This is a genomic window from Actinomadura chibensis NBRC 106107 (assembly GCF_001552135.1).
GTDB classification, from domain to species: Bacteria; Actinomycetota; Actinomycetes; order Streptosporangiales; family Streptosporangiaceae; genus Spirillospora; species Spirillospora chibensis.
The window spans coordinates 29,005-42,193 of sequence record NZ_BCQP01000069.1 but is presented as its reverse complement, the minus strand read 5'-3'; the positions used below and the strand labels follow the sequence as shown (position 1 = coordinate 42,193).

10 protein-coding genes are annotated in these 13,189 nt (G+C 69.7%); 2 read left to right on the top strand and 8 right to left on the bottom strand.

What is annotated here, in order from left to right:
- Positions 1-49 precede the first annotated feature (49 nt).
- The 5 genes from ACH01S_RS35320 to ACH01S_RS35300 form a co-directional block, all read right to left on the bottom strand.
- Complete coding sequence (locus ACH01S_RS35320; protein WP_067902406.1) at positions 50-2,545, bottom strand: ABC transporter permease; 2,496 nt, start codon at positions 2,543-2,545, stop codon at positions 50-52.
- Complete coding sequence (locus ACH01S_RS35315; RefSeq protein WP_083981504.1) at positions 2,545-3,321, bottom strand: ABC transporter ATP-binding protein; 777 nt, start codon at positions 3,319-3,321, stop codon at positions 2,545-2,547. The genes ACH01S_RS35320 and ACH01S_RS35315 overlap by 1 nt, the downstream gene beginning before the upstream one ends.
- Before the next feature lie 437 nt (positions 3,322-3,758).
- Positions 3,759-4,067 (bottom strand): chaplin family protein, encoded by a 309-nt coding sequence (locus ACH01S_RS35310; RefSeq protein ID WP_067902400.1) that lies wholly within the window; start codon positions 4,065-4,067, stop codon positions 3,759-3,761.
- A gap of 161 nt (positions 4,068-4,228) precedes the next feature.
- The gene (locus tag ACH01S_RS35305) at positions 4,229-4,927 is read right to left on the bottom strand and encodes a response regulator (protein WP_067902397.1); all 699 of its coding nucleotides are present in this window, start codon (positions 4,925-4,927) and stop codon (positions 4,229-4,231) included.
- Complete coding sequence (locus ACH01S_RS35300; RefSeq protein WP_067902394.1) at positions 4,924-6,096, bottom strand: sensor histidine kinase; 1,173 nt, start codon at positions 6,094-6,096, stop codon at positions 4,924-4,926. The genes ACH01S_RS35305 and ACH01S_RS35300 overlap by 4 nt, the downstream gene beginning before the upstream one ends.
- Before the next feature lie 109 nt (positions 6,097-6,205).
- Here ACH01S_RS35300 and ACH01S_RS35295 point away from each other — a divergent pair, with 109 nt between their 5' ends.
- Positions 6,206-7,219: an SAM-dependent methyltransferase gene (locus ACH01S_RS35295; protein WP_306303273.1), complete on the top strand. Its 1,014-nt coding sequence runs from the start codon at positions 6,206-6,208 to the stop codon at positions 7,217-7,219.
- A 789-nt stretch (positions 7,220-8,008) separates the two neighbouring features.
- On the opposite strand, the gene ACH01S_RS35290 is transcribed toward ACH01S_RS35295, so the two are convergent.
- The 3 genes from ACH01S_RS35290 to ACH01S_RS46345 form a co-directional block, all read right to left on the bottom strand.
- Positions 8,009-9,217, bottom strand: coding sequence for a cytochrome P450 (locus tag ACH01S_RS35290; RefSeq protein ID WP_067902390.1), 1,209 nt, complete (start codon positions 9,215-9,217; stop codon positions 8,009-8,011).
- Positions 9,218-9,626: 409 nt separating this feature from the next.
- Positions 9,627-10,844, bottom strand: a complete 1,218-nt coding sequence (locus ACH01S_RS35285) for a PH domain-containing protein (RefSeq protein WP_246236461.1) — start codon at positions 10,842-10,844, stop codon at positions 9,627-9,629.
- 305 nt (positions 10,845-11,149) lie between these two features.
- On the bottom strand, positions 11,150-11,497 hold the full coding sequence (locus ACH01S_RS46345; protein ID WP_246236462.1) for a PH domain-containing protein: 348 nt from the start codon (positions 11,495-11,497) through the stop codon (positions 11,150-11,152).
- Positions 11,498-12,008: 511 nt separating this feature from the next.
- Here ACH01S_RS46345 and ACH01S_RS35275 point away from each other — a divergent pair.
- Positions 12,009-13,157, top strand: coding sequence for an NADH-quinone oxidoreductase subunit D (locus tag ACH01S_RS35275; protein WP_067902388.1), 1,149 nt, complete (start codon positions 12,009-12,011; stop codon positions 13,155-13,157).
- Positions 13,158-13,189: the final 32 nt, after the last annotated feature.

Genomic DNA, 13,189 nt, shown 5'->3' with positions numbered 1-13,189 from the left:
CCGGTCCACGCCGTCCGGTGGGTGGCGGCGGCCACCCCGCACCCCCCATTCAGTCATGGGCGAGGGACTCCACGATGGACGTCTTCGCGGCGCGCCGCGCCGGCATCACCGCGGCGCCCGTCCCGGCGAGGCCGGCAAGGACGACGAACCCGATGACCTGCAGATACGGCAGGGAGAAGATCGAGTCGGTGGCCATCGCGTTCGTCGCCGCCCAGCCGAACCCGATCCCGAGGACGACCCCGGTGAACGCACCGATCACGGCCATGACCAGGGCTTCCACGGACAGCATCCGGCGAAGCTGCCGCTTGGTGAGGCCGAGGGCGCGCAGCAGCGCTGACTCCCGCGTCCGCTCCACGACGGACAGGGTCAGCGTGTTGGCGATGCCGAACAGCGCGATGATGATCGCCAGGCCGAGCAGCCCACCGAAGATCATCAGGACCATGTCCACGGCCTTCGTCATCGTCTCCTTGAACTCGGCGCTGGAGGTGACCTTCGCCGCCGGGAAGGGGTGGGCGGCGTCGTCCACGGCCTTGCGGGCCTGGGACGCGGGCACGCCGTCACGCGTCTTCACGTAGATCGCGGACGGGTCGACCGCCCCGAAGTACCGGGTGAAGTCGGTCTCGGGCACGACGATCCCGTCCAGCCCGGCGCCCGGCGCGTACACGGCGGTGATCTTGACGGGGACGACGCCCCCCGCAGTCCTCACCTGGACGGTGTCGCCCATTCCGCGGCCGGGTTTCTTGGCGGTCTCGGAGTCGGCCATCCCCGTGCCCGGCGCGAGCGCGGCGGCCAGCGTCCCATCCTTCATCTCGGGTTTCACGATCGTGCCGAGCGCGGAGGCCGTCATGGTGGAGACGGTCTCCTTGCGGCCGCCGACCCGGGCCTCCTTCTCGCGCGCCTCGATGACCTGGGCGACTTCGGGGCGTTGCCGCAGCGCCCCGCCCAGCGCCTGCGGGACGGTTCCGTCCCCGTCCTGGGTCTGGATCTGGAACTCGACGGGGAACTGCTCCTCCAGCTTGTGCGTCGCGGTCGCCTTGCCGCTCGCCGCGATCACCGCGAACAGGCTCATCAGCCCGACCCCGACGGTCAGCGCGATCGTGGTGGTCGCGGTGCGGCGCGGGGCGCGCTGCGCGTTCGCGACGGCGAGCCGTCCAGGGACCCCGCCGAGCCGCGCCGGGACGGCCCCGGCGAGCCGACCGAGCGGCCGGACCAGCGCCGGCATCGCCGCGATCACCGCGAGGAAGAACACGCCGCCCGCGAGCGCCACCACGTTCATCGCGGCCTCGCCCTTCTCCATGCCGACCGAGCCGAGGGCGCCGAGGGCGAGGCCGATGCCGCCGAGCAGGAGGGAGATCACGGTGCGCGGCACGCCGAGGCGGAACCGTCCGCTGCCCGGCTCCAGGTCGGAGCGCAGCGCCGCGATGGGCGCGACGCGGGTCGCGGCGCGGGCGGGCAGGAACGCCGACAGGACGGTCACGGTGACGCCTACGACGAGCCCGGCGATGATCGTCCGCACGGCGAGGGACGGCGCGGCCATGGCCACGTTCGCGTTCAGCCTGTTCACGACGAGCAGCGCGCCCTCGCCGAGGCCGACACCGGCGGCGAGGCCGAGCAGCGAGCCGACCAGGCCGACCACCGCGGACTCCACCACCACGCTGCCGAAGACCTGGCGACGGGTGGCGCCGACGCAGCGCAGCAGCGCCATCTCGCGCATCCGCTGCGCGATCAGGATCGAGAACGTGTTGTAGATGACCAGCGCGGACACCAGCATCGCCACCAGCCCGAAGATCAGCAGCCCGGTGCGGATGATCTTCGTGTCGGCGCCCGCCGCCTTGGCCAGCTTCGCGCCGAGTTCCGTCCCGGTGTAGACGTCGTAGGACGAGCCCACGGCGCCCTTCACCACCGTCTTGCTGCCGCCCGCGATGTCGAGTTCCCGGTACGTCTTCTCACCGGTCATCAGCATGGTCGTGGGGGCGTCGAAGCCAACGGCACCGCGGAAGCTCGCGTCCTGGTCGATGCCGAAGTCGACCAGCCCGACCACCTTGAAGCCGTGCGGGCGGTGCTGCTTGTCCAGGATCGTGACCGTGTCGCCGACCGTGTAGCCCTCGCGTTTGGCCACCGCCGTGTCGAGCACGGTCTCGCCGCCACCGGAAGGGGGCCGTCCCTTGTCCATCTCGTAGCGCAGCAGCCGTCCGGACGGCACGGACATGCCGACGGTGGGGAAATCACCCACCGCCTTACCGTCCTTGCCGACCAACGCGGCATCGCCCTTGACCAGCCCCTGCACGTCCGTGACGCCGGGCAGCGCGCGCACCTTCTGAAGCAGCGCGGCCGGAACGCCGTCGTCGGCGCCGTTGGTATCGGGCAGCACCGCGACGTCGACCTTGTCGGCCGAGCGGGCGAAGGTCTTGGAGACGCCCTTGTCCATCGTGTCGGTCAGGACGAACGTCCCGGAGATGAAGCCGACGCCGAGGGTGATGGCGACGGCGGTCAGCACCAGCCGCAGCTTGTGGGCGCGCAGGCCCGCGAGGGTCGTGCGCAGCATCACGCCTCCAGGCTCTTGAGCCGGTCGAGCACCGCGCCCGGAGTCGGCCGGACGATCTCCGACACGATCTCGCCGTCGCGCAGGAACACCACCCGGTCGGCGTAGGACGCGGCCACCGGGTCATGGGTGACCATCACGATCGTCTGGCCCATCTCGCGGACGGACGCGCGCAGGAACCCGAGGACCTCCGCCCCGGCCCGGGAGTCGAGGTTGCCGGTCGGCTCGTCCGCGAAGATCACCTCGGGCCGGGCGACGATCGCGCGGGCGCACGCGACCCGCTGCTGCTGCCCGCCGGACAGTTCGCTCGGCCGGTGCCGCAGCCGGTCGCGCAGCCCGAGCACGTCCACGACCTGCGCGAACCACGCCCGGTCCGGTTTGCGTCCGGCGAGATCCATGGGCAGCAGGATGTTCTGCTCGGCGGTGAGCGTCGGCAGCAGGTTGAACGCCTGGAACACGAAACCGACCCGCTCGCGGCGCAGCATCGTGAGCTGTCGGTCGCCCATCCCGGTGATCTCGGCGTCGCCGAGGACGATCCGCCCCGACGTCACCGTGTCGAGCCCCGCCAGGCAGTGCATCAGCGTCGACTTGCCCGACCCGGACGGCCCCATGATCGCGGTGAACGCGCCGCGCGCGAACGCGACGCCGACCCCGCGCAGCGCGTGCACCGCCGCGTCCCCCGCCCCGTACACCTTCGACACGCCTTCGGCGATGACGGCCGGCGCCGTCTCCACGGCTCCCCCGGCGCGTCCTGGCGGGTCGGTGAACGTGCTGGTCACGGCTGCTCCCTCGGGTCTCGGACGAACGGTGACCACGCTAGGAATCCGCGCTGCGCGCTCGCATCGGTCTGGCGGCTACATCCCGCATCAGCCTCGCGGCTACCGGGTGTAATCCTCGGGGCTACACGGTGTCCGCGTATGCGACCTGAGGATTACGCCTTCCGGCTACAGCCACCCATCCCACCTGCGGTTTCCTCCGTCCGCCTGGGAGCCCTGGATGGCCTGCGGGCTCCCCGTGCAGCCCCGGGGCCCGTCCGGCCTGCGGGTTGCCCGTCCAGCCGGGGGCCCGTCCGAACCTGCGAATTCCTTCCGGTGTGGGGGCCATGTTCGTCCTGTGGGGGCGCTCCTCCGTTCGGCCTGCGGAAACGCCGAAGCGCCGGAGATCTGGACGATCTCCGGCGCCCGGCCGCCGGGCATCCGTGCCCGCCGGTGACGCGTCAGCCGTTCTCGACCGACGCACCGCCCTTGCACTGGGCCGCCGCGAAGCCGATCACCGCGATGGCGTTGCCGCACACGTTGACCGGGATGGAGATCGGCGCGTTCACCTGGTTCCCGCCCAGGATCGAAAAGTTTCCGCTGGTGTGGTTGCCGTTGAACTGGCCGTGGTGATGGCCCTTCGGATGGCACTTGTGGTGGCAGTGGCCGTGGTCGCCGCCGTAGGCCGACGCGTGGGCGGGCGTCGCGACCAGGGCGGAGCTGGCGACGGCAAGGCCGAGGGCGCCGGTGGCGGCAAGCTTCTTGAGCACGAAGAGGTCCTCCCGTACATGGGCTTAGCAGGCCCGTTCTGACAAGTGCCGACGTCGCCCGCAAAGGCGGCGTCGCGTACGGTAGTTACCCCGCTACTCTCAGGCAGGTCATTTGCGTGGTCCATGGCGAAGGCAAATGACCGCCAGCAGACGACAAGGCGTTACGGAGAGTTGTCGCCTTGGCCGCTTTTGACCAGACCTGTCTCGTAGGCGAACACGACGGCCTGCACCCGATCGCGGAGCCCCAGCTTCATCAGGATCCGCCCCATGTGCGTCTTCACGGTGGCCTCCGAGACGTACAGTCGCGCCGCGATCTCCGCGTTCGACATCCCGCGCGCGACGAGCCGGAGCACCTCGCCCTCACGCTCGGTGAGGCTCTCCAGCGCCCCGTCCGCTTTCGCCTCAGCGTCCGGCAGATGGACGGCGAACCGGTCCAGCAACCGCTTCGTGGTGCTGGGCGCGACCACGGCGTCCCCTGAATGGACCGACTTGATCGCCTCGATCAACTGCGCCGGACCCGCGTCCTTCAGCAAGAACCCACCGGCGCCTGCCTTTATGGCCGCGAACGCGTACTCGTCCAGGTCGAACGTGGTCAGGATGACGACTTTCGGACCGGAACCTGCGACCACGTTGCGGGTCGCCTCGATGCCGTCCATCCGCGGCATCCGGACGTCCATGAGAACGACGTCCGCCTTGGTGCCGCGTAGCAGTTCCAGAGCCTGCACCCCGTCTCCGGCCTCGCCCACGACCTCGATATCGGGTTGCGCGTCCAGCACCATGCGGAACCCGGCCCGCACGAGTTCCTGGTCGTCGACCAGCGCGACCCGGATCGGCGGCGCCGTCTCGTCCGCGTCCGTCATGTGGCACCCACTTCCTCGCGTACCGGTATCCACGCCACCACCTCGAAGCCCCCTCCAGAACGCGGTGCGGCACGGACGCGGCCTCCGTACACGGCGACGCGCTCCCGCATCCCGGCGAGACCGTGCCCCCGTCCGTCGTCGGGTGCGGCGGCGCCCCGTCCGTCGTCGTCCACCTGGATCTCCAGGGCGTCGCGCGAGTACCGCATCCGGACGGACACCGCTACGCGCGGACCTCCGTGCTTGAGCGTATTGGTCAACGCCTCTTGGACGATCCGGTAAACGGTCAACTGCCGTCCCTCCGACATGGGCACCGGCGTCCCTTCCACCTCGTAATTGACGGGCAACCCCGATGCGCGCACCTGCTCGACCAACTCGTCCAGTTGCGCGACCCCCGGCTGAGGCGCGTACACACTCACGTCGTCGTTCTCCCGCAGGACGCCCAGCAGACGACGCATTTCCGCCAAGGCCAGCCGTCCCGTGTTCGAGATGGTCTCCAGCGCTTGCCTGGCCCGTCCTACGTCGGTGTCGATCGCATAGGACGCGCCGTCCGCCTGCACAACGATCACGCTGACGTTATGGGCCACAACATCGTGCAACTCACGGGCGATACGCGCGCGCTCTGCGGCCATCGCCATCTTCACCTCGTTGTCGCGCTCCTGCTCTAGGCGCGTCGCCCGTTCCTCTACCGAACGCAGGTACGCGCGACGCGTCCGCATGTGCAGACCAAGGACCCACACCCCCGCGACCACCACCGCGAGGATGGTGAACGTGGACTTCCTGGTGCTCACTCCCGTCGGATAGCGGAAAGTCGCCATGGCCGCCCCCACTTCGCCGACCAATGCCGCCGCCAAACCCCAGCGGAACGCATAACTGGTAGTCACCGTGTACAACCCCATCAGGACGGCAACGTTCGCGGGCACGGGATTGACACCCGCCAGGCATTGGACACACGAGATCAGCGCGACCACCGTGAACACGGCGCGCGGGAACGTCCTGCGCAGTACGAGCGGCAGGGTCAACACCACCATCAACAGCGCGTACGTCCCCCTGGAAACCCCGAAGGGCCCCCTCAGCAGATCGGGCAGGGAGAAGAGCACCAGCGGAGCCGCGAAGAAGGCATCGACCAGCGGCTTGTTGCCCCGCAGCCAGTCCCACGCGCGCACCACCATGCCGACAGGGTACGTAGCCGCAGATCAGCCCTGGATCAGCCACAAGTAGTACGCCCGTCGGCCACAGGATGGACCGACCGGGCAGCCCGCCCACGGTAACGTCACACTCGTGGACGCGTTGGTTACCGAGTGGCTGCCATGGCGCACCGCGATGGAGCGCGCGTTGTACGGGGACGGGGGCTTCTACCGGCGCGGCGAACGCCCCGCCGAGCATTTCCGGACGTCGGTGCACGCCTCCCCTCGGTTCGCCGCCGCGATCGCCCGCCTCCTGGTCGAGGTCGACGCTCTCCTCGGACATCCCGACCGGCTGGACATCGTCGACATCGGCGCCGGGTCCGGACGGCTGTTGAGCAACATCCTGGGGTGCGTCCCGTCCGACCTGGCGCCGCGGCTGGCCCCGACCGCCGTCGAGATCGCGCCCCGCCCCGCCGACACCCCGCCGCGGATCACCTGGCGCGCCGACCTGCCCGACCACATCACCGGCCTCGCCGTCGCCAACGAATGGCTCGACAATGTGCCGCTCGACGTCGTCGAACACACTCCTGACGGCATGCGGACGGTGCTCGTCCAGCCGTCGACGGGGGTCGAGCGGCCCGGCCCGTCCCCGACCGCCGAGGACCGCGCCTGGCTGGACCGCTGGTGGCCCCTGCACGAGCCCGGCGACCGCGCCGAGATCGGCCACCCGCGCTGCGCCGCCTGGGCGTCCGTGATCGGACGCCTCTCCGGCGGACTCGCCCTGGCCGTCGACTACTCGCACTCACGCGACTCCCGCCCCGTGTACGGGACGCTGACCGGCTACCGGGACGGGCTCACCGTCCCCGCCGTCCCGGACGGCTCCTGCGACGTCACCGCCCACGTGGCCCTGGACGCCTGCACCACCGCCGGAGAACGCGCCGGAGCCACGTCCACCCTCCTGACCACCCAGCGGAAGGCGCTGCGCGCCCTCGGCCTCACCGGCGTCCGTCCCGCCCTCTCCCTGGCCCACCAGGACCCCCGCGCCTACGTCTCCGCCCTCTGCCACGCAGGCGAAGACGCCGAACTGACCGACCCCTCAGGCCTGGGCGGCTTCGGCTGGCTCGCCCAAACAGTGAACATCCCAATCCCCGCCCTCCTAACCGCCTAACACCCGCCCTCCCAGCAACCCCCGGCCGCTCCTCCACCACACCAGGCACAAGCGGACACACCCAAAGCTGAACGCCCAAACCCAGCAGGCGCCCCCAGAGAAAATGGGCACGCAGGAAGACACCCGCGGCGAGACGCACTCCCAGGGACACACGCCAGGGACACACGCTCAGGAAGGGCGCCCGGAACACGCGCACGCCAGGAATGCACGCGGGACAGGCGCACGCCAGGGACACACGCCCGGGGACACACGCGCGGGGCGCACGCCCGGGACACGCACACGCCCAGCACGCACGCGGGACACGCGCACGCCGGGGACGCACGCCCGGGACACGCACACGCCCAAGACGCAGGCGGGACACGCGCATGCCGGGGACACACGCCCGGGGACACACGCCCGGGGACACACGCCCGGGGACACACGCCGGGGGCGCACGCCCGGTGCGCACGCCCGGGACACGCACACGCCTAGGACGCCGCAGGCGGGACACGCGCATGCCGGGGACGCACGCCCCGGACACGCGCCCGGCCGGGACACGCGCCAGGGGACGCACGTTGGGACGCGCGCCAGGAACGCGCGCACGCCAAGGAGACGCGCAAGCCGGGGACCGCGTCCATGCCAGCCCCCCGTGGAGGAGGATCGATGGGCGCCGAGCGGGCCTGCACATAGAAGTAGGCGGCCAGCGCGCGCCTGGACGCACGCCGGGACGCGCAACTGGACCCATGCCAGGGGCGCGCGCCGGGGAGGCGTGCAGGGGACGGGGCGGGGTCTAGTTGGTGGGCGGCGGGGTCAGCGTTCTACGTAGAGGGCCTCTAGGCCGCGTAGGACGAAACCGGGCTTCCATTTCGGTTCGGTGGAGAGGCGGAGGTCGGGGGCTGCGCGTAGGAGGGCCGCGAACGACTCCGCCAGTTCGATGCGGGCCAGCGGTGCGCCCAGGCAGTAGTGGATGCCGAGCCCGAACGTGATGTGCGGGTTCGGCTCGCGCGAGAGGTCGAGACGGTCGGGTTCGGCGAACACCTCCGGATCGCGGTTGGCCGACGCGAACTGCAACGCCACCTCAGCCCCGCGGGGAATGTCGACTCCGCCGACGGTGATGTCCTCCAACACCCAGCGCTCGAACATCGGCGCCGGGGTGTCGTAGCGGAGCAGTTCCTCAACGGCCGTCGGGACGAGTGAGGAGTCGGCCCGAAGCCGTTCGAGCTCCGCCGGATTCCGGAACAGCGCCCACCAGCTATTGCCGGTCGCGTTGACGGTGGCCTCGTGGCCCGCGTTCAGGAGCAGGACGCAGGTGCCGATCAGCTCGTCCTCGGAGAGCCGGTCGCCATCGTCCATCACCTGGGCCAGAGCGCTGATGAGGTCGTCGCGCGGCTCGTTCCGTCGCGTGCGGGCGAGGTCGCGCAGGTAGTCGGAGAACTCCACGGCGGCGCGGACGGCGGTGTGCTGCACCTCCTCTGGCGGGTTGAGCTCGTACATGCCGCAGATGTCGGCGGACCATGGGCGCAGCAGATGCCGCTCCTCCACCGGCACCCCGAGCATTTCGGCGATCACGTTCACCGGCAGCGGCTCGGCGACCTCGGCGAGCAGGTCGCCGCCGCCCTTGTCCGCCAGTGCCCCGGCCAGCTCCCCGGCGAGCCGCTGGATCGTCGGCCGGAGTCCCTCCACCATGCGGGCCGTGAACGCCTTGGACACCAGGCGTCGCAGGCGCGTGTGGGTGGGCGGCTCGAGGTCCAGCATCCCGGCGCGGACGAGGTCCCAGAACGGCTTGAGGAAGTCCGCCTCCGGTTCCTGGCCGAACTCCTCATGGCTCGCGATGTGGAGGTACGTCCGTCCGAGGCGCCGGTCCCGCAGCAGCGCGTTCACGTCCTCGTACCGGCTGATCACCCATTGTCCGGTGGCCTCGTCGAAGAACACGGGACGCTCGGTGCGGAGCCGCTCGAACACCGGATACGGGTCTGCGACGAAGTCAGGAGACCAGGGGTCATAGACCAACTCGCTCATGTCTCCGACGATATTCGCATCCGGCGAATCAGCCCACCGCCCAACCACCTCCAACCATCATCCGGTGGACAATCCGCAACAATGACGTGCCTGGACGGGCTGTAGGCAGAACACCGTCGGCTATGTACTCACTGGTTGTGAGCAGCGCCGAATTGCACGGTGAGTGCTGTCGACCGCATTGGCCCTGGCCCGCACGTAGCCCGCAGGCGGGCCGCGACAGGTGAAGCAGCGCTGATCACCGAACAGGCCCCATTCGGATGACTAGAACGGTTCTCTATGACACGCCTCCTTCGGGCTCGGTGTCGTTCGGGCGGTCGGCCCACCGTCCCCCCAGCAGCGGGCCGACCTGAATCCATGGTGACCGGGCGCGCAGCAGCCCGGAAGTAGAACGTGATTCTGTGGATAACCGTCAGCGGGCCCAGCGGGTCGGGTCTCCGCCCCCCGCCCGGCGGGCGGCCTGGGCCCGGCGCGCCGTCGATTCGACGATGGCGCGCGCCTCGCCCAGCTCGCGGTCGGTCGCCGTGACCTGGACAGGCCCGGGTGGCGCGTCGACATGGACGGTGGCCAACCCGAGAAGGCGCTGGAAGGGGTTCGCGGTGAGGCGAACGCTCTGCGCGCGCGCGTGGGCGATCACGTCGGTGCGTCGGCACGGCCAGCCGTGGCGGGTCACGAACACGACATCGTCGGTGCCCGCGCCGTCCGCACGATCGATCGCCACGGCCCTGGACGAGGCAGGCACCAGCGGGACCGCGTCGACTTGCGTCCCCGGAAACACCTGCGAGACAAGGTGCATCGCGACGTGGCGAGGCGCGACAGGCAGCAAGGTCGAGGACAGGGCCTGCCGCTCACCCGCGTAACCGGCGACGGTGACCTCGACACGGGCCCAGCCCAGGCTCCGCCAGATCGAAGGCTCGACGATGCTGACGGCCTGGACGCGCCCCGGAGGCAGCGTCTGCATCCGGGTCTCCAGGAGCCCGTATCGCAGGCGTATCCCGTCCGGTGACATGGCGACCGTGAAGTTGGCGTACATCACCAACGGCGCGACCACGGCGCGGATGAGCCCGAGCAGAACAGGAATGGTGACGGCCAAGATGCCGCCCTCTGCGTACATCACGAGGAACAGCACGGAGGCGAAGAACAGCAGAACCGTGCCGAGGACGGGCAGGCGCAGAATGAGGGACGCGAGCAGACTCCCGAACGGCACCCGCCATACATGCCGCTCGGGCGCCTCGGGCGTGTGTCCGGGGAGCCCGGCGGCGCGGGCCAGGAGTTCGGCACGCAGTTGCTGCGCGGAGTGACGCCCCAGATAGCGGAGCGCGATCTCGCTGTGCTCACCCCCTGCCAACTCCACACGCACCTCTGCAAGGGCGAAGATGCGTGTCACAAGCGGACGGACGAGATCGATGGCCTGAATGCGCGACAACGGAATGCGGCGCTTGTTCTTACGTAGGAGCCCAGTCTCGACAACGAGATCGTCACCGTCAATACGGAAACGTAGAGCGAGCCACGTCCAAAGACCCGTCCCAACAGCAACGAACCCCATCGGGACGGTCACGATGACGAATCGGCCAATCACTTCTGGAGTGAGGTCCAGGGTGATGCCGTCCCCTGTCTGGGTCAGCAGCAAAGGAAAGCCGAGCAGGACGAAGTAGACGATGAGGAAAATGAACGCGCGCAGCGGGGCCGTCGCCCAGTGCAGCCTGTGCGTTCCCTCGGAGAACCGGATCGGCGGACGGTAGCCCGCATACGGAGGCTGAGGCGGCCCATAGGGCGGACCTGGAGGCGGGCCAGGCTGAGGCCCATACGGAGGACGCGGACCATAGGGCGGCCCCGGACGACCATAGGGCCCCGGTTGCCCCGGCCGTCCATACGGCCCAGGCGGTCCATGTGGTCCAGGTGGTCCAGGCGGCCCGTAGGGTCCGTTAGGGCCGTTCATAGCCCCATGCTCCGCTCTTCGCCCTTCTGGGCGAGGCGGTCCCGCAACTGGGCGGCCTCCCAGGCGCGCAACCCGGGGATGGTGGCGTCCGTCGCCGCGGCCGCCGTGTGCATCCGGACGGTGGCGACCCCCATCCACCGCTCCAGCAGCCCCGCTGTGACGTCCACGAACTGCATCCGTCCGTAGGGCACGACAATGAGCCGCTTCACCAGGACCCCATGGGTCACGATGAGGTCGTCCGCACGTTCGGCGTATCCGTAGGCACGGCGGTCAAGCTCGGCCACCACCCACGTGAGGACGACGCCCAGCGCCACGGCCGCGACCCACATGGCGGCCGGAACCACACCGCCGTTCCGCCACACAATGAACCCGCCCACACCCCCGATCGGCACCGCCCACAGCACAGCGGTGAGCAACCTCTGCCAGGCATGCCGCTTGGAGACGCGCGACCACTGCAGGCCACCACCCGCCGCGAAAGCCTGGTCCGCCTGATAGACGGGCCCTCCGGAAGGATGCGGGTTCGCCGGATAATGTGCCGATACCTGCCCTTGACCGGCCGACCCCTGACCGACTGGCCCCTGGCCAGAGCCCTGGTCGGCCGGGCCCTGGCCTGACTGGGGCTGGCCGGACTGGGGCTGGCCGGGCTGGCCGTGACCGTACGGGCCAGGTGGGCGACCGCCCTGCCCCGGCCCCGACGGCGGGGGCGGATACGCCGCGTCCTGGGCTCCAGGGTCGGCGGCGTGCTCGTAGGGCGGTTCGCCTTGGCTCGAATTCATCGGGCCATAGTCAACCGGAAAACGAGTACCGCTCGCCATGCGACCATGTGGCGATGACCCGAGTGGCGGAAACGCGACCATGACGACCGAACGCATCGTCGGTATCGGTGCGGGCGCCAAGGAGCTCGCCACCGAGGACATGACCCTGAACATCGGCCCCCAACATCCGTCCACGCACGGTGTGCTCCGGTTGAGGCTGACCCTGGACGGCGAACGCATCTCGGCGGCGGAACCCATCGTCGGCTATATGCATCGGGGCGCGGAGAAGCTGTTCGAGGTCCGCGACTTCCGGCAGATCATCGTGTTGGCGAACCGGCACGACTGGTTGTCCGCGTTCTCCAGTGAGCTCGGCGTGGTCCTCGCCGTCGAACGGATGCTCGGCATGGAAGTCCCCGTGCGCGCCGTCTGGACGAGGACGCTTCTGGCAGAGCTGAACCGCGTCCTCAACCATCTGATGTTCCTCGGCTCGTACCCGCTGGAGGTCGGGGCCATCACGCCCATCTTCTACGCATTCCGTGAGCGGGAGGCGTTGCAACGGGTGATGGAGGAGATCTCCGGTGGACGTATGCATTACATGTTCAACCGGGTCGGCGGGCTGAAAGAGGAGCTTCCCGCCGGTTGGACGGCGCGCGCGCGGAGCACAGTCTCCGAGGTGCGTGCCCGCATGGGTGACATCGACGACCTCATCATGGGCAACGAGATCTTCCGTGCCCGCACAAGGGGCGTCGGGGTCCTGACGCAGGAGCAGATTCTTCAGTACGGCGTGTCCGGGCCTATCGCGCGCGCGTCCGGAGTGGACTTCGACCTCCGCCGGGACGAGCCCTACCTCGCCTACGGCGATCTCGACGTCCGTGTGGTCACGCGGACGGAAGGCGACTGCCTGGCCCGGTTCGAGTGCCTCCTAGACCAGGTACACGCGTCACTGGACCTCGCCGATGCCTGCCTCGACCGGTTGGCCGAACTCCCACCGGGCCCCATCAACCAACGGCTCCCGAAGGTCCTGAAGGTTCCGGAGGGCCACACCTATGCCTGGACGGAGAACCCCCTAGGCATCAACGGCTACTACCTCGTGTCGCACGGTGAGAAGACGCCGTGGCGCATGAAACTGCGGTCCGCGTCGTTCAACAACATCCAGGTCCTGACGGAACTGCTGCCGGGCAACCTGGTCGCCGACATGATCGCGATCCTCGGCTCGATGTTCTTCGTCGTGGGCGACATCGACAAGTAACCGACATCACCCCGAAGCGAAGAACGAACAAG

Excerpts from the sequence above, each read along its gene's own strand:
- ACH01S_RS35290 (WP_067902390.1), bottom strand. The coding sequence starts at position 9,217 with ATGAGCGAGTTGGTCTATGACCCCTGGTCTCCTGACTTCGTCGCAGAC.
- ACH01S_RS35305 (WP_067902397.1), bottom strand. The coding sequence starts at position 4,927 with ATGACGGACGCGGACGAGACGGCGCCGCCGATCCGGGTCGCGCTGGTC.
- ACH01S_RS35300 (WP_067902394.1), bottom strand. The coding sequence starts at position 6,096 with ATGGTGGTGCGCGCGTGGGACTGGCTGCGGGGCAACAAGCCGCTGGTC.
- ACH01S_RS35320 (WP_067902406.1), bottom strand. The coding sequence starts at position 2,545 with ATGCTGCGCACGACCCTCGCGGGCCTGCGCGCCCACAAGCTGCGGCTG.
- ACH01S_RS35275 (WP_067902388.1), top strand. The coding sequence starts at position 12,009 with ATGACGACCGAACGCATCGTCGGTATCGGTGCGGGCGCCAAGGAGCTC.